General features: G+C 73.1%; 17 protein-coding genes. 8 read left to right on the forward strand and 9 right to left on the reverse strand.

The genetic code is table 11. The features are described 5' to 3' along the window. Positions 1-159: 159 nt before the first annotated feature. Positions 160-2,562, forward strand: a complete 2,403-nt coding sequence (locus ABZ449_RS08455) for a sodium-translocating pyrophosphatase (RefSeq protein WP_360342270.1) — start codon at positions 160-162, stop codon at positions 2,560-2,562. 483 nt (positions 2,563-3,045) lie between these two features. On the opposite strand, the gene ABZ449_RS08460 is transcribed toward ABZ449_RS08455, so the two are convergent. The 3 genes from ABZ449_RS08460 to ABZ449_RS08470 form a co-directional block, all read right to left on the reverse strand. Then, positions 3,046-5,679 carry a SpoIIE family protein phosphatase gene (locus ABZ449_RS08460; protein WP_360342273.1) on the reverse strand — a complete coding sequence of 878 codons (2,634 nt, stop codon included), beginning with the start codon at positions 5,677-5,679 and terminating at the stop codon, positions 3,046-3,048. Between the two features lie 32 nt (positions 5,680-5,711). Continuing rightward, positions 5,712-6,308, reverse strand: coding sequence for a hypothetical protein (locus ABZ449_RS08465; protein ID WP_360342276.1), 597 nt, complete (start codon positions 6,306-6,308; stop codon positions 5,712-5,714). Between the two features lie 323 nt (positions 6,309-6,631). Next, the gene (locus ABZ449_RS08470; protein ID WP_360342279.1) at positions 6,632-7,822 is read right to left on the reverse strand and encodes a lipase; all 1,191 of its coding nucleotides are present in this window, start codon (positions 7,820-7,822) and stop codon (positions 6,632-6,634) included. 371 nt (positions 7,823-8,193) lie between these two features. Between ABZ449_RS08470 and ABZ449_RS08475 the strand changes: the two genes are divergently transcribed. Further along, complete coding sequence (locus ABZ449_RS08475; protein ID WP_360342282.1) at positions 8,194-8,991, forward strand: SGNH/GDSL hydrolase family protein; 798 nt, start codon at positions 8,194-8,196, stop codon at positions 8,989-8,991. Between the two features lie 54 nt (positions 8,992-9,045). Here ABZ449_RS08475 and ABZ449_RS08480 read toward each other — a convergent pair whose 3' ends face one another. Further along, on the reverse strand, positions 9,046-9,837 hold the full coding sequence (locus ABZ449_RS08480; RefSeq protein WP_360342285.1) for a GntR family transcriptional regulator: 792 nt from the start codon (positions 9,835-9,837) through the stop codon (positions 9,046-9,048). Between the two features lie 9 nt (positions 9,838-9,846). After that, positions 9,847-10,842 carry an EamA family transporter gene (locus ABZ449_RS08485; RefSeq protein ID WP_360342288.1) on the reverse strand — a complete coding sequence of 332 codons (996 nt, stop codon included), beginning with the start codon at positions 10,840-10,842 and terminating at the stop codon, positions 9,847-9,849. 84 nt (positions 10,843-10,926) lie between these two features. Between ABZ449_RS08485 and ABZ449_RS08490 the strand changes: the two genes are divergently transcribed. Continuing rightward, the gene (locus tag ABZ449_RS08490; protein ID WP_360342291.1) at positions 10,927-11,829 is read left to right on the forward strand and encodes a LysR family transcriptional regulator; all 903 of its coding nucleotides are present in this window, start codon (positions 10,927-10,929) and stop codon (positions 11,827-11,829) included. Positions 11,830-11,923: 94 nt separating this feature from the next. Here the strand turns inward: ABZ449_RS08490 and ABZ449_RS08495 are convergent, their stop codons facing one another. The 3 genes from ABZ449_RS08495 to ABZ449_RS08505 form a co-directional block, all read right to left on the reverse strand. After that, positions 11,924-13,696, reverse strand: coding sequence for a glycoside hydrolase family 3 N-terminal domain-containing protein (locus ABZ449_RS08495; RefSeq protein WP_360342294.1), 1,773 nt, complete (start codon positions 13,694-13,696; stop codon positions 11,924-11,926). Further along, entirely contained in the window at positions 13,693-14,457 is a 765-nt protein-coding gene (locus tag ABZ449_RS08500; protein WP_360342297.1) for a tyrosine-protein phosphatase, read from the reverse strand. The genes ABZ449_RS08495 and ABZ449_RS08500 overlap by 4 nt, the downstream gene beginning before the upstream one ends. 94 nt (positions 14,458-14,551) lie before the next feature. Then, positions 14,552-15,157, reverse strand: a complete 606-nt coding sequence (locus ABZ449_RS08505; RefSeq protein WP_360342300.1) for a TetR family transcriptional regulator — start codon at positions 15,155-15,157, stop codon at positions 14,552-14,554. A 240-nt stretch (positions 15,158-15,397) separates the two neighbouring features. Here ABZ449_RS08505 and ABZ449_RS08510 point away from each other — a divergent pair, with 240 nt between their 5' ends. Genes ABZ449_RS08510 through ABZ449_RS08530 form a run of 5 tightly spaced genes read left to right on the forward strand, consistent with a single transcriptional unit; the run spans position 15,398 to position 20,771 of the window. After that, positions 15,398-16,957, forward strand: coding sequence for an ABC transporter substrate-binding protein (locus ABZ449_RS08510; RefSeq protein WP_360342303.1), 1,560 nt, complete (start codon positions 15,398-15,400; stop codon positions 16,955-16,957). Further along, entirely contained in the window at positions 16,954-17,922 is a 969-nt protein-coding gene (locus ABZ449_RS08515) for an ABC transporter permease (protein ID WP_360342306.1), read from the forward strand. Before ABZ449_RS08510 ends, ABZ449_RS08515 begins: the two co-directional genes overlap by 4 nt. Then, positions 17,909-18,760: an ABC transporter permease gene (locus ABZ449_RS08520; RefSeq protein WP_360342309.1), complete on the forward strand. Its 852-nt coding sequence runs from the start codon at positions 17,909-17,911 to the stop codon at positions 18,758-18,760. The genes ABZ449_RS08515 and ABZ449_RS08520 overlap by 14 nt, the downstream gene beginning before the upstream one ends. Further along, entirely contained in the window at positions 18,757-19,785 is a 1,029-nt protein-coding gene (locus ABZ449_RS08525) for an ABC transporter ATP-binding protein (protein ID WP_360342312.1), read from the forward strand. The genes ABZ449_RS08520 and ABZ449_RS08525 overlap by 4 nt, the downstream gene beginning before the upstream one ends. Further along, a complete protein-coding gene (locus ABZ449_RS08530; RefSeq protein ID WP_360342315.1) occupies positions 19,782-20,771 on the forward strand; it encodes an ABC transporter ATP-binding protein in 990 nt (329 codons plus the stop codon). Before ABZ449_RS08525 ends, ABZ449_RS08530 begins: the two co-directional genes overlap by 4 nt. A 429-nt stretch (positions 20,772-21,200) precedes the next feature. On the opposite strand, the gene ABZ449_RS08535 is transcribed toward ABZ449_RS08530, so the two are convergent. Further along, a partial coding sequence (locus ABZ449_RS08535; RefSeq protein ID WP_360342318.1) for a tetratricopeptide repeat protein occupies positions 21,201-21,974 on the reverse strand: 774 nt, incomplete at its 5' end.

A 21,974-nucleotide genomic window follows, 5' to 3' on the forward strand; every position in this document is an offset into this window, starting at 1 on the left:
GCACCATTTTCGAGGGGATCGCTCGCCGCCGCACGCTGGGTACGCGATTGCCCTAACCCCCGTGGAGACCTCCAGGTCCCGGGGTTAGCCTCGGTCTGAGAGCTCCCGGGCGGCCGATTCGCGCGCCTGGCGCCCAGGCACGACGTCAAGGAGGACGGCATGGCTGGGATCTTTCACGCGGGCGCATCCGTCGCGGCCGCGCCCGAGTTGACCGGGTCGGGCCGAACGCTGCTGGTGATCGTCGCGGTGATCGGGGCAGGAGCCCTGGTGGTGGCCTGGGGGCTTGTACACCAGGTCCTGGCCGCGGACGAGGGCACCGAAACGATGAGGCGGATCGCCGGGGCGGTTCAGGAGGGCGCGAACGCCTACCTGAGGCGCCAGTTCCGCACCCTGGGCGTCTTCGCAGGTGTGGTGCCCTTCGTGCTGTTGCTGTTGCCGGCGGACAACTGGGGGCAGCGGATCGGGCGTTCGGTGTTCTTCCTGGTCGGGGCGGCGTTCTCGGCGACGACGGGGTACGTCGGGATGCAGCTCGCGGTGCGCAGCAACGTTCGGGTGGCGGCGGCGGCCCGGGCGGGGACGGCGCCGGTCCCGGCCACCGAGCCCGGGGAGGGACCGACGGAGGCATCGATCGTGAGAGCGGTGTCGCACCGGGCGATGCGGATCGCCTTCCGTACCGGTGGAGTGGTGGGGATGTTCACCGTGGGGCTGGGTCTCATGGGGGCGGCCACGGTGGTGCTGATCTACCAGGCGAACGCGCCGAAGGTGCTGGAGGGCTTCGGCTTCGGTGCGGCGTTGCTGGCGATGTTCATGCGGGTGGGCGGCGGGATCTTCACCAAGGCCGCGGACGTGGGCGCGGACCTGGTGGGCAAGGTCGAGAAGGGGATCCCCGAGGACGATCCCCGCAACGCGGCGACGATCGCCGACAACGTGGGTGACAACGTGGGCGACTGCGCGGGGATGGCGGCCGACCTGTTCGAGTCCTACGCCGTGACCTTGGTTGCCGCGCTGATTCTGGGCAGCGCCGCCTTCGGTGACAACGGGCTGACCTTCCCCCTGGTAGTGCCCGCCATCGGGGTGCTCACGGCGGTCCTGGGCATCGAGACGGTCTCCCCCCGGCCTTCGGACCGCAGCGGGATGACCGCCATCAATCGCGGCTTCCTCGTCTCCGCCGCGGTGTCCCTCGCTCTGGTGGCCGGCGCGGTCTTCGCGTTCCTGCCGGCCCGCTTCTCCGGACTGCACGGAGTACCTGCCGAGATCGCCCGGCACGCGGGCAGTCCGCGGGCGTTCGCCCTGGCCGCTGTGGCCATCGGGATCGTACTGGCCACCGTCATCCAGCAACTGACCGGCTACTTCACCGAGACCACCCGCCGCCCGGTACGGGACCTGGGCAAGACCTCGCTGACCGGTCCGGCCACCGTAGTTCTCTCCGGCGTCGCGCTCGGCCTGGAATCGGCTGTGTACTCCGCCGTGGCCATCGGAGCCGCCGTCTACGGCGCCTTCCTGCTCGGCGGCGGCTCGCTGATCCTGTCCTTGTTCGCGGTCGCGCTGGCCGGAACCGGACTGCTGACCACCGTCGGTGTGATCGTCGCGATGGACACCTTCGGCCCGGTCTCCGACAACGCCCAGGGCATCGCGGAGATGTCCGGAGACATCACCGGCGTCGGCGCCCAGGTGCTCACCGAACTGGACGCCGTCGGCAACACCACCAAGGCGACCACCAAGGGCATCGCCATCGCCACCGCGGTGCTCGCCGCCACCGCGCTGTTCGGTTCCTACACCGACACCATCGCGACCGCCGAGGCGCAGATCGGCCCGGCCGCCCACGGATCGAGCCTGAGCCTGGCCATCAACCAGCCCAACAACCTGGTCGGCCTGCTGGTCGGCGCCGCCGTCGTCTTCCTCTTCTCCGGTCTGGCGATCAACGCCGTCTCGCGCTCCGCCGGCGCGGTCGTCTTCGAGGTCCGGCGCCAGTTCCGGACCCGGCCCGGCATCATGGACGGCACCGAGCGGCCCGACTACGGCCGTGTGGTGGACATCTGCACCCGGGACGCGCTGCGCGAACTGGTCACCCCGGGCCTGCTCGCCGTGCTGACCCCGATCGCCCTCGGCTTCCTCCTCGGCGTCGGTCCGCTGGGCTCCTACCTGGCCGGAGCGATCGGCGCGGGCACCCTGATGGCCGTCTTCCTGGCGACCTCGGGCGGCGCCTGGGACAACGCCAAGAAGCTGATCGAGGACGGTCACCACGGCGGCAAGGGCAGTCCCGCGCACGCGGCCACCGTCATCGGCGACACGGTGGGAGACCCCTTCAAGGACACAGCCGGACCAGCCATCAACCCGCTGCTGAAGGTCATGAACCTGGTCTCCCTCCTGGTGGCGCCCGTGATCGTCAAACTCAGCTTCGGCTCGCACGCCAACCTGGGCCTCCGGCTGACCATCGCCCTGCTGGCCCTGGCGGTCGTCGTCCTCGCGGTGTGGATCTCCAAGCGCCGGGGCATCATCGTCGGCACCGACGAAACGCCCACCGACACCCACGTGCCGGAGGAGCCCGCGCCCGTCCGGTGACGAGTCCGTCCCCATCGCGGTGCACAGCGCCCTGGCGGCGGCGGTCACCTTCCCCAACGTGCTGCACGCGAAAGTGGACCACGGCGAACGGGGCGACATATCGACAATCAGCCAGGGGAGCGGGAGGCCTCCTACCTCGAACACTTCCGGGCCCTGTTCGCCGCCCTACTCCCGCCGGACGCGGCCACCACAGTGCCGCGACTCACCCGCCAGGTGGAGATGTTCTACTGCTCTTCGGCGCCGGTTCGGGCGGTGGTGGGTTCGCGTGTCTCGGACACGCACGGGGACGAGGGCAAGGTCTCGCATCTGGTGCAGGCGGAGTCGGCGACGCGGCACGCGGTCTCGAAGGAGTGGGAGATCGTCGGGTCCTTCGAGGACCTGGACGTCTCCGCGGAGATCACGCCGTGGAAGCGTCCGGACCTGGGGCCGGGGTCTGGACGGTGGAGGCCAGGCCGCCTGCGTGGGTTCCGTGCCCTTGGGCCGTCAGGCGGCCTGCGGGGCCTGGCCGGGGTGGTAGGCGGTGAGCAGCAGAGCGATGTCGTCGGAACGGTGCGGGGAGCGTCGGGCCTTGCGTAGGAGTCGATCGGCCAGGTCGTCGAGGCTTCTGGCGTGGGCGTGGGCCAGCGAGGCGCGCAGGTCGTCGATGCCCAGATCGATGCTGGTGCCGCGTTCCTCGACGAGGCCGTCGGTGTAGAGGGCGAGGATCGACCCTCGGGGAAGGTGCAGCTCTGTCTCCGGGTAGCTGCTGGTGCCGTCGACGCCGAGGAGTGGGCCGCCCTCCAGTTCAAGCACCTCGGTGCTGCCGTCGGGACGGCGTAGCAAGGGCGGGCAGTGCCCGGCGCGGACGGCGCGTACACGGTCCTCGTCCGGCTCGATGAGGATGTAGCAGCAGCTGGCGAGCAGCTCGGGACCGAGGTCGACCAGGAGTCGGTTGGTTCCGGCCAGGACGGCGCCGGGTGAGTGACCGGCCGTGGCGAAGGCCCGCACCGCGCTCCGCAGTTGGCCCATGGTGCCGGCTGCGGCGACGTTGTGGCCCTCGACGTCCCCGACCACGAGGGCCACAGTGTTCCCGATGGGGATCACGTCGTACCAGTCGCCCCCGATGTCCATCCCGCTGGTGCCGGGCAGGTACCGGCCAGTGGTGCGGATGCCCGGTAGGGCGGGCAGGCGGTGGGGCAGGAGTGCCTTCTGCAGTCCGTGTGCGAGGGCGGCCTTCGCGTCGTAGAGACGGGCGCGTTCGAGTGCCTGGGCGATCAGACCGCTGAGCGCGGTCAGGATGCCCTGGTCCTTGGCGGTGAATCGGTGGATCTCGTCGAAGCCGAGGATGCAGGTGCCGACTGGGCGGTTGGAGGCGATCAGCGGTAGGTAGACCCAGGCTCCGACGCCTTCCACGGTGCAAGCCGGACAGGCATCGGTGAAATCCTGCCGGGAGTCGACGAACAGGGGTACGCCGGAGGCGAGCGTCTCCGCTCCGGGCAGCGGAGTGTCGAGCGGTTTGCCTTCCAGCGACTGCAGGAAGCGGTCGTGGTAGCCGGTGTGGAAAAGCAGGTGCAGACGGCCTTCGTCGATCACGTAGATGGCCAGGTGTTGTCCGCCGAAGGCCGGCAGGAGCTGGTCGGCGACGACGTCGCACACCTCGACCGTGCTCACCGCTTCGGTCAGCGCGCTGCTGAGCTGCAGGACGCGGTAGATGGCGCCCAGGCGCGTGGGCTCCGCGTGGGGTGGTGGCGGGCTCGGCGCGGGGGACCCGGGCCCGGGGACGGACGAAGGGGTGGTCGATGTCCCGGAGCCCTCCGATGTGCCGGACACGTCCGGTGGCGAGTGGGGCGGTCGGGAGGACGTCACCCTGCCGGTCACGCCGTTCGCGTCGGGGTGGAGGGAGAAGACGAGCCAGCGGTCCGGTGGGCGCCGGACCAGGAAGACGGTGGGTTGCTGGGAGACCATCGCGGCTCGGTGCCGGTCCTCGAAGATCGGATCGGACAGCCACGGAAGGACATCCCACAGGCAGCGGCCGAGCAGTTCCCCGCCGGGCGTCCCCAGCAACACCTCCAGGCTGTGATTGGCGTAGGCGACGTGTCCGTTCGGATCGAGGGAGAAGAGTCCGTCCCGGAGCCGTTCCACCGCGGTGACGGCTGCGGCTCCGGCTCCGGCGTCGAGCACGCTGCCGACCAGGTGGGTCCGGACCGCCTCCTCGGGCGCCTCCGGCACGCGACCCCACAGCTCAACGGTGCGGTACCCGTCGGCGGTGCGGACGCGCAGGCGGCGGGCGACCACTCTGCCGTCCGCGACGGCTGCCCGGGCCGCGGCCCGGAGCGAGACCCGGTCGCCCGGGTGGAGCCGGGAAGCCAGTGTGTCGGCCCGCCCGTCGAAGGCGTCGGGCGCGAGACCGAAGATCGCACAGAGCTCGTTGTCGGCGACCACGGTCCCGGTATCGAGTTGCCAGTCGAACAGACCGACCCGCACCGCCGGCGCGGTGGGAGCCGGGACCTCGATGGGCACTGTCGCGGCGTCGTACTCGAAGACGCCCCCACGGGCTCGAAGGCCGGCGAGGTCTGCGCCGAGCCGGTTGGCGATGGCCCGCAGATGGCGGAGCCGGGCCCTCGACAGCCCCGCGTGCCCGGATGGCGCCGACCACACCACCGCGAGTGCTCCCAGACTCTCCTGGCCGGCCCTCACCGGCACCGACGCCGAGCCGAACGCGTACGGCAGGGCTACCGCGAGCTGCGGATAGCGTCGCATCGTCTCGTCGGCGTCGGCCAGATGGACCGTCCGGCCCGACCGGTAGGCCACCGCCACCGGAATGGGGCTGTTGACCGGGATGAGCCGCCAGCCGCCGAGTAGGGACGGCGGCGCACCGCAGGTGGCGGCCAGCACGATCGAGCGGCTGTCCCGGGAGCGCAGGAAGACGCTCCCGGCATGGGCGGCGGTCTCCTCGACGGCCTTGACCACCGCCGTCACCAGGGCGTCCTCACGCTCCGCCGCCGTACCGACAGCCGCCCCGGCCTCGGTCGCCCGTCCGCGACGGCCGGAATCCGCCGTGGCGTCCGTGTCCGGGTACGTGGCCGCGTCGCTCCGGACGGGCGCCGCCGCCCGGTTCACCGGCTCGTGCCGACTCATGCTTCCCGATCTACGTCCCTGTGGCGACGCTGTCAAGGCCGACCGGGTCGCCGGCGCGCTCGGACTCGGCTGACCCGACGCCCCAGGGCCCGGTCGGCCGGCCCGCTGTGCCCGTATCCGGCGCGGCGCCGATCGGCCCGGGCCGATCGGCAGCGAACGCGTGACACGTCATCCCGGGCGGGTCCGGCCGCGCGGCGCGCATCAGGGCCCGCGGCCGGACCGCAGTGCCCGGGCCAGTCCCGGTTGCGGTACTGGAGCACGAAGCGGACCGCGTCGCCCTTCAGGCGGCGGCGCACGTACAGCACCGGATCGCCGTCCGGTGAGCAGCTGACCCCTTCGCGGACCATCGGCGCGGTGCCGATTGGCACGCCGAGCAGGTCCGCGTCGGTCAGGTCGGTGCCGAACGTGCTGCAGGCACGCCAGTCGTACGCCAGCTCGATGCCGGTCGCCTCGCAGATGGCCGGGATCAGGTTGCCCCGCCCGCCGACGGTGACCTTCGAGGCTGGGAACAGGTCGGCGGCGATCCGGTAGCTGCTGACCGCGACGTCGTGCCGGTCGTGCCCCGGGGCGCGGCCGCAACGGATGCGCCCGCACCGCCGGCAGCCGTGCACGACCACCCACGGCGGCACCGGGCAGCCTGCCTCCGGAGCGCGCCGCCCCGAGCAGGAGTCCGCCGGCCGCCGGCCTGGTGGGAGGTCCCACTCCGGCCTCTTCCGGGTCATTGTCTGCCCGCCCCGCGACCTGCCCAGCTCATGGTCGTCCGGCTTCGTGGCGACACCGCCGGACGGCTCCCTCCTGCCCGACAGCCGGCCCTTCCCTCTCGCCCGTGCCCTGTCCGTTCCGGCGAGCGGGAGCCCCCAGTAGGGGTCCAGGCCAGCCTCCCGGATCACGGACCTGCACGAACTGCCTGACACGCTCGCGACCGGAGCCGCGCAGCGCGGCGGCGTGGTCGTCAGGAACGGCCGAACGCGGCGGCCAGGGCGGGGCGTTCGCGCACCAGGGCGCTGAAGCGGCGGGCGATCAGGTCGTATCCGGCGGGGTCGGGGTGGAGGTTGTCGGTGAGGTGGTGGGCGTCGGCGGGGCCGAACAGGTCGAGTCCGTCGACGTAGTGCAGGTGGGGGTCCTCGGCGGCGCGCTGCTGGGCGGCCTGGTGCAGCAGTTCACGGGTCCGGGTGAGGGTGAGTTCGCCCAGCCGGGTTGCCTCGTCCGGGTGTTGGGCGCGGACCGCGCCGGCCGCGTCGCGGGCGGTGGGGCCGGGGACGTTCTCGACGATCGGGCAGGCGACGGCGGAGATCAGCACGATGGGCGTGGTGGGGTGGCCGTCGCGGATGGTGTCGAGGAAGCCGTGGACGGCCGGGAGGAAGGTGCGGGTGCGCAGTCCGGCCGAGTCGACGACGTTGATGCCGAGCTTGAGGGAGATCACCTCGGCGGGGCGGTCGCGGATCGCGCGGGCGGTGAACTGGTCGATCAGCGCGCTGGCGGCCAGGGCGAGGGAGGTGAGGTCGAGGCCGAGTTCCCGGGCCGCCTGGTGGGGCCAGGGGTCGAGTGGGCCGTCGGCCTCCAGACAGTGGCTGATCGAGCTGCCGTGGTGGATCCACCGGCGTCCCACCGGCTCGGTGACCGGGTGCAGCGGGGCGTCGGCCGCCGCGCCGAGCAGTTCGACCTGGGCGGTGTGCGGGAACCACACCTCCACCAGCCGTTCCTCGCCGAGGGGTGCGGGGCCCAGCTCGAAGCGGACCTCTTCGGCCGCGCCGGGTTCGAGCCGGATCGCCGGCGGTTCGCCGGGGCCCTGCCGCAATTGGCGGGTGCGGTCGAGCCACACCACGTCGCCCGTGTGGACGTCCACGCGTCCGGCGGGGGCGTCGTCGACCAGGGCGGCGAAGGAGGCGGGGTGGTCGCGCGGGTCCGTGTTCTCCTCGACCATGCGCGTGGTCCTGACGGTCAGCGTGAGCCGGGTGGCGGCGGTGCGGGTGCGCAGTCGGACCCCGGTGGTGCAGGAGGCCGCCCACGAGGTCGGGCCGACCGGCTCCTGCCAGCGTACGGAGCGGGGCAGCCGCAGCGGTCGGACGCCGTTGTCGGTGGGTTCCAGGTCGAGGTGTCCGACCAGCAGGCCGGCGGCGTCACGGGGGCCGAGTTGGGACATGGGTGTCCTTCGTTCGTGGGAGCTGCGTGGGGGCGGGGGAGGGCCCGGGCCGCGGATCCAACCTTCGCCGCTAGACGTCTAGATGTCTAGCGGGGTGCGGTGAATCCTGGTTGTCCGGAGGGTGAAGTCCTGGAATGGCCGACGGTGCGAGGGGAGGTTCTGATCGTGGCGTGGTGTGCGGAATGTGACGTCTCGTCGGTTTGTGGCGCGGAGTTCACCCCGTCGTCGCCGGGCCTGGTCTCGCAACATCTAGACATCTAGATGTTGTGCTGTTTGGCTCTGTGTCGCGCACTCGCCGACCCCGGACCCCGTACCCCGGTGACTTCGGACCCCGGCGACCCGCATTCCCCTCCCGTCGCAGAAGGAGAACCATGCTCCGCTCCCGCCCGCTCGCCCTTGCCGCCGGTGCCCTCGCCGGTCTCGCGGCCCTGCTCGCCCCGACCGCCGCGAACGCCGCGCCCACCGCCTCCGGCGGGTACGTCGCCCTCGGCGACTCCTACTCCTCCGGGCTGGGTGCCTCCGCCGGCTACCTCGACACCACCTGCTACCGCAGCGCCTCCGCCTACCCCTACCTCTACGCGCAGGCCACGGCTCCGTCCTCGTTCAGCTTCCAGGCCTGTTCCGGCGCCACCACCACGGACGTCCAGGCCAACCAGCTGGGCGCTCTCGGCCCGGACACCGCCACCGTCAGCATCACCGTCGGCGGCAACGACGTCGGCTTCTCCACCGTCGTCCGGGACTGCCTCCTCGGCAGCGACTCCACCTGCCAGGGTTCCGTCGCCACCGCCGAGCAGCAGGGCCGCACCGTTTTGCCCGGCAAGCTCGACACCCTCTACACCGCGATCCGCGCCGCCGCCCCCAACGCCCACGTCGTCGTCCTCGGCTACCCCGAGCTCTTCGCCCCGGACGCCACCGGCTGCCTCGACCTGGACGCCGTCAAGCGCGCCGCCGTCAACAAGGGCTCCGACGTCCTCAACCAGGTCGTTCAGGCCGAGGTCGCCAAGTACCCCGGCTTCACCTATGCCGATGTCGACGCCCGCTTCGCCGGCCACCGGATCTGCGACGGCTCCGCGTGGTTCAACGGACCGGGCTTCACCCGCGGCTGGTACCACCCCAACGCCGGCGGCCAGGCCGGCGCCTACCTCCCCGCCCTCACCGCCAACGCCTGACGTCGCCGGCGGCGGTCCGGCCGTGGCGCGCGCGTCCGGACCGCCCCACCCCGCTCAGCCGCCGGTGCGGTACTGGAGCACGAAGCGGACCGCGTCGCCCTTCATCCGCCGGCGCACGTACAGCACCGGCTCGCCGTCGGGGGAGCAGCTGACGCCCTCGCGGACCAGCAGCGGTGCGCCGACCGCGACGCCGAGCAGGTCCGCGTCGGCGAGATCGGCGCCGACCGCGCTGAAGGCGCGCCAGTCGTACTCCAGCTCGATGCCGGTCGCCCCGCACACGGCGAGGATCAGGTTGCCCTGCCGGCCGGGGGCGATCGTCGGGGCCGGGAGCAGGTCGGCGGCGATCCAGTAGCTGCTCACCGCGACGTCGAGCCGGTCATGGACGGGAGTGCTCTCCGCCGCCACCGCGCCCTGGATGACGGTGTCGACCCTGGTCAGCTCCTCCGGCCGCCGGTGCAGGTGGGCGGCGACCTCGGCGCCGATCGGCGAGTCGTCGCCCGACTGCACGGCCACCACGAGTTCGGAGCCGACGTCGCGGCCGGATGCACCCGAGGTGGTCACGCTTCCGACGTCCATCTGCTGGGTGCGCGGATCCACCGCGATCGACAGCCGCACCGCGGGCGGGCGCACGAAGGTGCCGATGCCGCGCCGGATCTCCACCGAGGCGGCCCGGTCCAGCTCGGCCATGGCCTGGCGGAGTGTCAGTCGGTTGACGCCGAACTCCTCGCACAGCTCCAGCTCGCTGGGCAGGCGGGTGCCCGCCGGCAGCTCGCCGGAGTCGATGCGCTCCTGGAGCCGGCGGGCGATCTGGAGGTAGCGGGGAACACCGCCGCGGTACGTGGCCACGTCGGGATCCTATTCAGCGCACGGCCCGGGCGTCCGGCCGCCCGCCGCCGACCGCGCTGAACCGGAGTGTGCGCCCGGGCCTTCCGGTCGGCCGGCCTGCTCGTCGTCGGTGTCCGGCGGCTCCTGTGCGTCGTGCGATCCGGTGTCCGGGCGGTTTCCGGTGCGGACGGCGGCGATTCCGGCGCCGACGACGCAGGCGATGCCGAGGACGCCGGCCGGTCCGGGGGACTGTCCGAGCAGCGCGGCGCCGATGCCCGTGGCGATGGCCGGCTCCAGGCTCATCAGGGTGCCGAAGGAGGACGTGGTGAGCCGGCGGAGGGCGAGCAGTTCCAGGCTGAAGGGGATGAGCGGGGCGAGGGCCGCCAGGAGCAGTCCGGTGAACACGAGGGAGGGGGTGAGGCCGGTGATCGCGCCGGGGCCGACGAAAGCGGTGGTGACCAGGGCCGCCGCCGGGAGGGAGACCGCGAGTCCCTTGAGTCCGTCGGCCTCGTCGCCGGCGCGCTGGGTGAGCACGATGTAGGCCGCCCAGCAGGCTCCGGCGCCGAGGGCGAGCGCGATGCCGGCGAGGTCGGTGCCGCCCTGCCAGGGCTCGGTCAGCAGGGCGACGCCGATGGCGGCCAGCGCACTCCAGCGCAGCGAGCCTGCGCGGCGGGCGCCGTACAGGGAGACGGCGAGGGGGCCGAGGAACTCCAGGGCGCTCGCCGTTCCGAGCGGGATGCGGACGATGGCGAGCATGAACAGGCTCATCATGCCGGCGGTGACCAGGCCCAGCAGCAGGCAGGTCCGCAGCCCGCGGCGGGTGAAGTCGGACCGCCGGGGCCGGGCCAGCACGAGGAGGATCAGCCCGGCCCAGGCCAGTCGCAGCCAGGAGGCGGTGACCGGGCCGATCCGGTCGAACTGGCCGACGGACAGGGACAGGCCGAGCTGGACGCAGGTCATGGAGGCCAGCGCCATGGCGGCGCCACCACCGGCCCGGCGGGAGATGTGCTGGTCGTGCGGGGTCATGCCGATCAGTAGAACGCGTGTCCATTGTTGGCGTCCACGTGCCATTTCTGGACAGTCTGTTCATGAATGATGAACGATGGCGCCATGGACGTCCGCCGCCTCACCCTGTTCTGCGAGCTCTCCCGCCTGGGCTCGATGCGGGCCGTCGCGGAGACCCTGCACGTGACCACCTCGACCGTGTCGCAGCAGGTCGCGGCACTCTCGAAGGAGGTCGGGCAGGTCCTGGTGGAGCCGGCCGGGCGCGGCGTGCGGCTGACCCCGGCGGGCCGCCGACTGGCCGAGCACGGAGCCCGGATCCTCGACGCCGTCGAGGCCGCGCGGCTGGACCTCAGCGCCGGCGCGGAACCGAACGGCACGGTGCGGGTGGCGGGTTTCCTGACGGCGGTCCGGGACCACCTGCTGCCGCTCGTCGCGCGCTTGGGCGAGCAGCACCCGCGGGTGCGGCTGCTGATCAGGGAGCACGAGCCGGCCGAGGCGCTCGCGCTGCTGGCGGACGACGAGGTCGACCTCGCCCTCACCTACGACTACGACCTCGCCCCGGCGGCCAAGGACCGGTCGGTCACCTCGCAGCCGCTGTGGACCGCGCGCTGGGGGCTGGCGGTGCCCCGGGAACTGGAGGTCCGCACGGGTCGGTCGGCGGAGGTCTTCGCCTCCTGCGCCGGGCTGGACTGGATCGTCAACTCCCGCAACACCGCCGACGAGACGGTGGTGCGCACGCTGTCGTCGATGGCCGGTTTCACGCCCCGGGTGACCCACCAGGCGGACAGTCTGGACCTGGTGCAGCTGATGGTCGCCGCCGGGATGGGGGTGGGCCTGCTGCCCGCCGGCATCCCGCTGCACCCGGGGGTGCGCTTCGTCGCCCTCGGTGACCCGCCGGTGGTGCTGCGCGCGTACGCCGTGGCGCGGTACGGACGCCTGGAGTGGCCCGCGCTCGCCCTGGTGCTGGACGGGCTACGGGAGCGGGCGGGGGTCCGGGAGGGGCGGTAGCGGCCGGCGGCCCGGTCCCGGACGTTCGGCGGTCCGTCACGGCCGACGGTTGCGGCCGTGACGGGTACGGCCCCCGGCCGCCGGCGGCGCTGGTTCAGCGCGGGGCGGTCGGGTGGCCGCAGCGGAAGAGCGGGTCCGCGGTGTCGAAGGGCACGTCCTCGCGGGAGGCGTCGACGGCGGCGTCCGAGCGGGGCAGGTCGAACGGCAGCGAGCCGGTCATCGGGGTGCGGCCGAGCACCGCGTCCAGGACGATGTCGTCCGCCGCGCCGAACTCGCCGACCAGCAGCGCCGCGTGGGGCGCGAGCGGGGTGAGTACGGCGGGGCGTTCGAGCTGGGCGACGACGGCGGTGGGGACGGTGGCGGCCAGGGCGGCGACGCGGGCGGCCTCGGCCGGCTCGAACTCCAGCGAGCCGGAGTGGAAGGCCTGTTCCAGCAGTCCCTCTCGCTTCTCGTACGGCGTGGCGAGGCGCAGGACTGCGAGGTCGGCGTCCTCGGGGCGTTCGACGACGGTCCCGTAGCGGGCCGCGACCTCGGCGTCCACGCCCTCGACGTAGATCCGTTCCCCGGCCAGCGGCCGGCCGGCGAGGTGGACCAGCGAGCGGGTCTGCACCCGGCGGCCCAGCGCCTGCCCCTCGACGGCGCCGACCAGCTCGACGGCGGCGTCCACGTCCACGTAGGGGGCGTCGAAGAGGCCGAGCCGGAACTTGTCGCGCAGGATGCGGCGGACGGACTCGTCGAGGCGGGCCTCGGTGACGGCGCCGGAGCGGATCACGCCGAGGATCAGCTCGGGGTCGGTCTCGCCGCCGAGCTGGTCGGCCCCCGCGTGCAGGGTGAGCGCCACCTGCTCGGGAACCGACAGTTCCTCGACGCCCCAGTGCCGCGGCGGCAGGCTGATGATGCCGGGGACGTCCATGCCGGTGATGGCGTTGAAGTCGGTGCAGACGACGCCGTCGAAGCCGTACTTTCCGCGCAGCAGGCCGGTGATGACGTCGTGGTTGAAGTTGGCGCCGACCTCGGCGAGTCCGGAGCCGGAGGGGATCGCGTAGGCGGGCATGATCTGCGCGGTGCCGGCCTCGAACGCGGCCTCGAAGGGGCGCAGGTGCCGGTCGAGGGCGCCGCCCGGGTAGACGAGTCGGCGGCCGGCCGCGAAGTGGGAGTCCTCGCCCCGGTACTGCGGGCCGCCGCCGGGGAAGTGCTTGGTCATGCAGGCGACGCTGTCGGGGCCGATGCTCTCGCCCTGGAGGCCGCGGATGTAGGCGGCGATGATGCGCGAGGCGCGCTCCGGGTCCTCGCCGAAGGTGCCGCTGATCCGGGCCCAGCGGGGTTCGGTGGCGAGGTCGGCCATCGGGTGGATGGCGATCCGGATGCCGATGGCGCGCAGTTCGCGGCCGATCAGGGCGGCGTACTCCTCGACGAGCGCGGGGTCGTCGGTGGCGGCCAGGCCGATCGGCTCGGGGCCGGTGGAGAAGCCGCCGCCGGTGAAGGCGGTGGCGGGGTTGGCGGTGAAGCCGTGCCGGGGGTCGGAGGCGAGGGTGACCGGGATGCCGAGGCGGCCGGCGGCGGCGAGGTCCTGGACGTGGTTGTTCCACTCGGCCATGGTGCGGGCGTCGGGGACGGCCATCATGCCGAAGGCGGTGAGGCCGCGTTCGGTGATGAGGTGGTCGCCGGAGGGGAAGGGGCCCTGGTCGCCGGGGAGCATCCGGCCGTGCAGCATCTGCGCGGCCTTCTCCTCCAGGGTCATCCGGGCGAGGAGGTCCTCGACGCGCTCCTCGACGGGCAGCCGCGAGTCCTCGTAGGGCTCCATGGTGCCGTTGTGGTTGAGGTCGCGGAACGGCGTCCCGTCGGTGTGGTGCAGCACGGTTCTCATGCCGTCACCTCGGCGGACTGCTCGGCGGCGGTGCCGGCGGCGGCCTTGGCGCGGAAGGCCTGAACGGTCGCGGCGTCCACCCCGCAGTGGGCGAGCAGGCCCTCGGTGCCGCCGTACCGGGCGTTGACCAGCTCCAGGAAGGCGGCCATCGCGCCCGCCGGGGCCTCCAGCAGCGGGCGGGGGACGGTGAGCGAGCCCGCCTGGTAGTCGTTCAGGGCGTTGCGGTTGCGCTCGGCCAGGCCCTCGAAGATCTGCGTCAGCGCCGCGTTGGTGCGGGCGTAGTCGGCGACGATCTCCTCGGCCGGCACGCCGAGCAGGTCGAGCAGGATGGCGGTCAGGAAGCCGGTGCGGTCCTTGCCCGCGGCGCAGTGCAGCAGCAGGCCGCCCGGGCGGGCGGCGGCCTCGACGGCGAGCTTGACGGCGGCGGGGGCGGACTCGGCCATCAGCAGGTAGAAGGCACCGAGGTCCTCGTCGGTGGTCATGGCGCGCATGGCCGCGTCGAGAGCCTCGCCGGTGGGCTGGATGCGGGCGGCGACGACGTCGACGCCGTCGGCCCGCGCTGCGGCCCAGTCGGCGGCGTCAGCCTCGGCGTCGCCGCGCAGGTCGATGACGGTCAGGATGCCGGCGGTGCGCAGTTGCTCGACGATCGCGGCGTCGGCGGCCGGGAACGGCTGGGCGGAGCGGTGGAGTACGCCGGGGCGCACCCAGCGGGCCCCGGGGTCGGCGAGGACGGCGGGGTCGCGGAAGTTGACGAGGGACATGCGAGGGCCTTTCACAGGTACGGGGCGGGCGGGCATAGAGGGCGTCGTAACCGCTCCTGGCGTCGGGAGAAGAGCGATGGGGGAGACGGGCGGGTCAGCGGGCGGCCGGGGTCACGTCCCGGAAGGCGTCGGTCCACGCGGTCAGCAGGCCGCCTTCGGAGCCGATCATGACGTGACGTCGGATCATCCCGGCGACCATCGCGCCGAACGCGAGCGGGCGCAGGTCCGTGCGGGGGTCGACACCGAGCCGCGCACCGGCGATCTCGGAGGCCCGCTGGCCGAAGGCGTCGACAAGGACCAGGGCGTAGTCGTGGACCGAGCGGATCTCCAGGAAGTCGTGGCGCAGGCGCCGGCGCCGAACGGTGTGCTCGGCGGGTTCCTCGAGGTGGCCGTCGGTGGCGGTCAGGGCGTGGCCGAGCGCCTCCCACGGGCCGAGGCCGGCGGGGGCGGCGGCGAAGGCGTCGAGGACCACCTGGCCGAAGTCCCAGCCGAAGAGCAGGGCCTCCTTGGTGGCGTAGTAGCGGAAGAAGGTGCGGTGGGCGACGTCGGCGCGGCGGCAGATCTGATCCACCGTGGTGCGTTCGAAACCCTGCTCCTCGAACAGGTCGAAGGCCGCCGTGCGGATGGTCTCGCGGGTGCGTGCCTTCTTGCGCTCGCGCAGCCCCATCTCCGTCGCGGTGTCCGTCCCCTGCCCTTGCATCGCTCTCCCGTTCCTTCTCCACCCGTGGCCGGATGCCACGGTGACGGCACGTCGAACCGTGCCCACCCGTACGGAACCACGCAGGTCGGAGGCCGCTCAAGGCGAGCACCAAGTCTTCGACGGCTCGACATGAAAAGTTTGCACAACTGCCTTTTGGCAGTACTGCCACTTGGGGAAAAGTGTGGCCATCGACAGCCGGCACCGCCGCAGTCCACCCCGAGCCGAGGAGCCCGAGGAACCATGAAGCGCACCAAGTACCTTCTGACGTCGGCGTTGTGCACGTCCGCGCTCGTTCTGTCCGTCAGCGCGTGCACGGCCTCCGACGACACCCTGCCCGGCGGGGACGCGAAGAGCGGTGCCGTGAACGAGGGCCAGGCCGTCGACGGCGGAACCCTGAGAATCGGCCTGGACCGCCCCTTCGCCAAGCTCGATCCGGCGGACAGCACCATCGTCAGCCAGCCGATGCTCGTCCTGGCCAACGCGCTCTACGACCCGCTGATGGTCAACGGCGACAACGGCGCCGTCCAGCCCCACCTGGCCAAGTCCTTCGCCCCGAACGCCGACGCCACCGCCTGGACCCTGGAGCTGCGCGAGGGCGTCACCTTCAGCGACGGCAAGCCGCTCGACGCGCAGGCCGTCGTCGACCACGTCAACCGGCTCGCCAAGCCCGAGGCCAAGTGCTCCTGCGTCGCCGACGCCGCCACCATCGGCGCCATGACGGTGAACTCCCCGACCTCCGTCGGCTTCACCCTCAAGGCCCCCGACGCCGCCTTCCCCAGCCTGTTCACCCGCTCCCTCGGCTACGTCTCCGAGGCCCCCACCGGCCCCGACACCCCCGCCACCGGTTCCGGCCCGTACACGGTGGAGAGCGTGCAGCCCGGCGTCTCCGTCACCCTCGCCCGCAACCCCTCCTACTGGGGCGTCAAGGGCCACGCCGACAAGCTGGTCTACAAGGTGCTGGCGGACGCCGACAGCCGCTACCAGTCGCTGCGCTCCGGCGACGCCGACCTGATCTGGTCCGAGACCCCCTCCCAGCTCAAGCAGGCCGCCGGCGACGGGCTGCGCGCCACCACCGGCCCCGGCTCCACCTCCACCGTGCTGTTCAACACCAAGGAGGCACCCTTCGACGACCCGCGCGTGCGCCAGGCACTCCAGGCCGCCGTGGACCGCGAGGCCGTCGAGAAGGTCGTCTACCTCGGCCAGGGCACCGTCTCCGACGGGCCGATCAGCTCCCGGTCCCCCTACCGCGCCACCGGCGCCCACCCCGCCCGCGACACCGCCAAGGCCCGCGCCCTGCTGGCCGAGGCCGGCCACGCCGACCTCTCCTTCGAGTACGTCGTCGACAACCGGCCCGAGGCGCAGCAGCGGGCCACCGTGCTCCAGCAGATGCTCGGCGAGGCGGGCGTGAAGATGACCATCAAGCCGATGGACTCCGCGAGCCTGGGCACCGCCCTGTTCCAGCGCAAGTTCCAGGTGATGGACTTCGTCACCAGCCTGTTCGGCGACACCGACACCGCCCTCAACAGCCTCTACACACAGGGCTCGCCCTTCAACTTCACCGGCTACGCCAACACCGACGTGGCGAAGGCGATCGCCGAGGGCCGGGCGAGCCAGGACCCCGCCAAGCGCACCGCCGCCTACAACGAGGCCGCCAAGCGGATCGTCGCCGACGCCCCCATGCTCTTCCTCACCGAGAACCCCGCCGGCTTCCTCGCCTCCACCAAGGTCGCCGGCCTGCCCGACCTCACCAAGCGGACCGTCGTCAACGTCACCCCCGCCACCCTGTGGGTGAAGAAGTGACGACCCGACTGCGCAACGCCCTCCCGCTCGCCGGGCGGTTGGGACGCGCGAGCGCGGTGCTGCTGCTGGTCACCGTCGCGGCGCTCGCCCTGCCCCACCTCATGCCCGGCTCGCCCGCCGTCGCCGCACTCGGCCCCACCGCCACCCCCGAGCAGGTCTCCGCCTACGAGGCCGGGCTCGGCCTCGACCGCAACGTGTTCGCCGCCGCCTGGCAGTGGATCGCCGACGCCCTCCACGGCGACCTCGGCCACTCCCTCTCCACCGGCGCCGCCGTCACCGCCGAGCTCGGCGACCGCATCCCCGCCACCCTCGAACTCTTCCTCGCCGCCCAGCTGGTGGCACTCTGCCTGGCCGTGCCCGTCGCCCTGCTCTCCGCCTGGCGGCCCGGCGGCACCTTCGACAAGGTCGCCACCACCGCCACCTTCGGCTGGCTCGCCGTCCCCGGCTTCGCCCTCGGACTGCTGCTCATCTGGATCGCCGCCGTCCAACTGCGCCTCCTGCCCGCCACCGGCTGGACCCCGTTCACCGAGGACCCGGCCGAGAACCTGCGCCACCTGGTGCTGCCCGCGCTCACCCTCGGCCTCACCGAGGCCGCCGTGTTCACCCGTACCCTGCGCGGACAACTGCTCGACACCCTCGACCAGCCGTACATCGCCGCCGCCCGCAGCCGCGGCATGGGCACCACCCGGCTGCTGCTGCTCCGCGCCCTGCGGCCGTCCAGCCTGCCGCTGGTGACGCTGGTCGGCATCGGCATCGGAACCTCGCTCGGCGGCTCGGTGCTCGTCGAGTCGCTGTTCGCGGTGCCCGGCGTCGGCAGCCTCGCCTCCGCCGCCATCGCCGGGCGGGACTTCCCCGTCGTCCAGGCCGTGGTGGTCGTCAGCGCGCTCGGCGTGGTGACGGCGACCTTCGCGGTGGACCTGCTGTACCGCACGATCGACCCGAGGATCGCCGATGAGCACCGCTGAGACCGTCACCGTCGTTCCCGTACGCGTTCCCGTACGGCGCAGGCCCCCCGCCGGGGTGCTCACCGCCACCGCCTGGCTCGCCCTGGTCGCCCTCGCCGCGCTGGCGCTGCCGCTGCTGCCCGGCTTCGACCCGCTGCACGGCGACTTCGCCCACCCCTCCGCCGCGCCCGGCCCCGGCCACTGGCTGGGCACCGACGCCGCCGGACGCGACGTCCTGCAGCGCACCGTCGCCGGCGCCCGCGCCTCCTTCACCGTCGCGGGCCTCACCATCCTCGTCGGGCTGCTCGGCGGCGGCACCCTCGGCCTCGCCGCCGGCTGGTTCCGCGGGCCGCTGGACAAGGCGATCGGCTTCGCCACCGACCTGCTGATGTCCGTGCCCAGCCTCATCCTGGTGATGATCGCCGTCTCCCTGCGCGGCCCCAGCCTGAGCGTCATCGGCACGCTGATCGGCCTGTTCACCGTGCCGCACTTCACCCGCGTGGTCCGCGCCGTCGTGCTCTCGCTCAGCGAACGCGGCTTCGTCCAGGCCGCCCGGATGCTGGGCACCGCCCCGCTGCGCATCCTGTGCCGCGAAGTCGTCCCGCACGTCGCCCCCGCCGCGCTGACCTTCGCCTTCACCGCCACCACCGTCGCCATCGTCGCCGAGGGCTCGCTCAGCTTCCTCGGCTTCGGGCTCCGCCCGCCCGAGCCGTCCTGGGGCGGCATCATCGCCGAGGGCCGCACCACGCTCGGCAGCGCCCCGTGGATCTCGCTCGCCCCGGCGGCGGTGCTCTGCCTGACCGTCCTCGCCCTCAACTACCTGGGCGAGCAGCTCCGTTCGAAGGGAGGGCGAGGATGACCACCCCGGTCACCCCGGTCCTGGAGGTCCGTTCGCTCGACACCACCCTGCACACCCCCGACGGCCGGACCCTGCACGTGCTGCACGGCATCGACCTCACCATCGACGCGGGCGAGTGCCTCGGCGTCGTCGGCGAGTCCGGCTCCGGCAAGTCGGTCCTCGCCCGCACCGTGCTCGGCGTCCACCCGCGCACCACTCGGGCCACCGCCACCGGCCAGGTCCTCCTGGCCGGCGAGGACCTGCTCACCGCCACCGCCGCCCGGCGCGCCGAACTGCTCGGCACCGGCATCGCGATGGTCCACCAGGACCCGATGACCTCGCTCAACCCGGTCGTGCGGATCGCCGACCAGGTCACCGAGTCGATCACCAACCGGCGCCGGCTCCGCCGCCGGGAACGGCTGCGCACCGCCGCCGAACTGCTCGCCGCCGTCGACGTCCCCGACCCGGCCCGGCGGGCCCGCGCCTACCCGCACGAGCTGTCCGGCGGCCTGCGCCAGCGCGTCGGCATCGCCGCCGCCCTGGCCGGTTCCCCCGCGCTGCTGCTCGCCGACGAGCCGACCACCGCCCTCGACGTCACCGTCCAGCGCACCGTCCTCGACCTGCTCGACCGCCACCGTGAGACCCGCGGCCTCGCCACCCTCCTCATCACCCACGACATCGGCCTGCTCTACGGCCGCGCCCGCCGCATCGCCGTCATGTACGGCGGACGCATCGTCGAAACCGGCCCCACCGAGGCCATCACCGAGCACCCCGCCCACCCGTACACCGCCGCCCTGCTGCGCTCCGTCCCCCGGGTCACCGGGCCGCTGCGCCGCACCCTGCCCGCCGTGGCCGGCTCGCCGCCGGACCTCTCCCGGCCACAGCCCGGCTGCCCGTTCGCACCGCGCTGCGAGCGCGCCGAGGCGCTCTGCTCGACGGACGCCCCGCCGCTCCACCGGGCCGGGGCCGGGCACACGACCGCCTGCCACTTCCCGCTCACGCCGTCGGCCGCGCTGCCGGCGAAGGCCGAGGAGACCGCCGTATGACCGCCACCGCCACCTCCCCCGACGCGGACGCCCCCGTCGTGCTGCGGGCCACCGGGCTGTCCGTGGTCCACCGCACCCGCTCCGGCCCACTGCACGCCGTCAGCGGCGTCGACGTGGAGCTGCGCGCACGCCGCACCCTCGCCCTGGTCGGCGAATCCGGCTCCGGCAAGAGCAGCATCGCCAAGGCCCTGCTACGGCTGCCCCCGCCCACCACCGGCACCGTCACCCTCGACGGCACCGACCTCGCCACGCTCTCCCCGCGCGCACTGCGGGCCGTCCGGCCCCGGCTGCAGATGGTGTTCCAGGACCCGGTCTCCTCGCTGAACCCGCGCCGCACCGTGCGCGACCTCGTCGCCGAACCCCTGGACGCCCACCCGGACCCGTCGGTCGACCGCGCGGCCGTCGTTGCCGAGCAGTTGGAGGCCGTCGGCCTGCCGGCCGCGCTGTTCGGCGACCGCCGGCCCGCCCAACTCTCCGGCGGCCAGGCCCAGCGGGTCGCCATCGCCCGCGCCCTCGCCGCCGAACCGCGGGTGCTGATCGCAGACGAAGCCGTCTCCGCCCTCGACGTCTCCGCCCAGGCCACCGTCCTCAACCTGCTGCGCCGCCTCACCGAGGAACGCGGCCTGGCGAGCCTGTTCATCTCCCACGACCTCGGCGTCGTCCGCGCCGTCAGCGACGACGTCGCGGTGCTCCACCTCGGCCGGCTCTGCGAACGGGGCCCCACCGAAGCGGTGCTCGCCGCCCCCGCCCACCCCTACACCGCCGCCCTGCTCGCCGCCGTCCCCGAACCCGGCCGCCCGCTCGGCGACACCGGGCTGCTCCCGGCCGATCCGCCGTCCCCGCTCGACCCGCCGTCCGGCTGTCGCTTCCGCACCCGCTGCCCGCTCGCCGACGACCGGTGCGCGAGCGAGGTGCCGCCGCTGCGCGAGGTGGCGCCCGGACGGACCGCGGCCTGCCACCGGCCGCTGACCCTGCAGGCGCCATAGGCCGGACCGATTCCCCACGGACGCGGAGGTGGTCCGATCTGGTCGACCAACTCGTCATCATCCAGCACGTTCTCTCCGCCTACGAGGGCCTTGTCGGCACCCACGGGCAGTCTCGGCGAACAGGCCAGCCCGTGGGTCCGCACAGATGAGGTTCGCCCAAGGTCCGACCTCGTTCCCGGTCACTCTCGGTGATCGACGTGGGTGTCCGTGTCCGAGAAGCGAGTGCGGTGCGAGCAAGGTCACCAGGCGTGCGGCCCCGCAACGGCGCTGCCTGGCTTCCCCCCATACCTGGCGCCGGACCGAGCGCGAGGGGTAAAATCGGCGAACTCCCTTACCACGCCTGTGCTGTTGGCCTCCTTCGGGCCGCTCGGCGGGTCAATTGTTCTGGGGCGCCCGGATATGGCGCGCGGATGATCTGGTGGCAGTGATTCAGGCCGGAGAAGTCGGCCTCTTGCGGTTGCGCGCTCGGCGGAGCGCGGCCAGGTTCGTGGCGACAAGTCGGCTGTCCGGATGGTCGGGGCCCAGGAGGCGGGTCATGATGTCCAGCGTCTCCTCGACCAGGGGGGTCGCTTCGTCCAGACGTCCTGCCGTCCAGTAGGCGCTGGCGAGGTTGTTGCGTGCCATGAGCGTCAGCGGGTTCTCGGCACCCAGCACCCGCACCATGGCATCCAGGCAGTCCCGGAACATCGGGGTCGCCAGCCGCAGATCCCCCGCCGCCAGGTAGGCGTTGGCGAGGTTGTGACGTGCGACCAACGCATCGGGATGGTCGGGGCCCAGCACACGGACCATCGCGGCCACGTTCGTCGTGAACAGCGGGAGCGCGCGGTCCAGGTCGCCCGCCCCTTGGTAGCCGTCGGCGAGGTTGTTGCGGGAGATGAGGGTCTCGGGGTGGTCGGCTCCGAGCGTCCGTACCCGGTCCTCCAGGGTCTGTTCCAGGAGGGGGATCGCCCGATCCAGGTCGCCCGCCCCCTGGTAGGCGGTGCCGAGGTTGTTGCGCGCGGTCAGGGTCAGGGGGTGGTCGGTGCCCAGGATCTGCTCGGCGGCGGCCAGTGTCTCGTCGAACAGTGGGAGCGCGCGGTCCAGGTCGCCCGCCGAGCGGAAGCCGAGGGCGAGGTTGTTGCGGGAGATGAGGGTCTCGGGGTGGTCGGCTCCGAGCGTCCGTACCCGGTCCTCCAGGGTCTGTTCCAGGAGGGGGATCGCCCG

The organism is Kitasatospora sp. NPDC005856, assembly GCF_040629945.1.
Lineage (GTDB): Bacteria > Actinomycetota > Actinomycetes > Streptomycetales > Streptomycetaceae > Kitasatospora.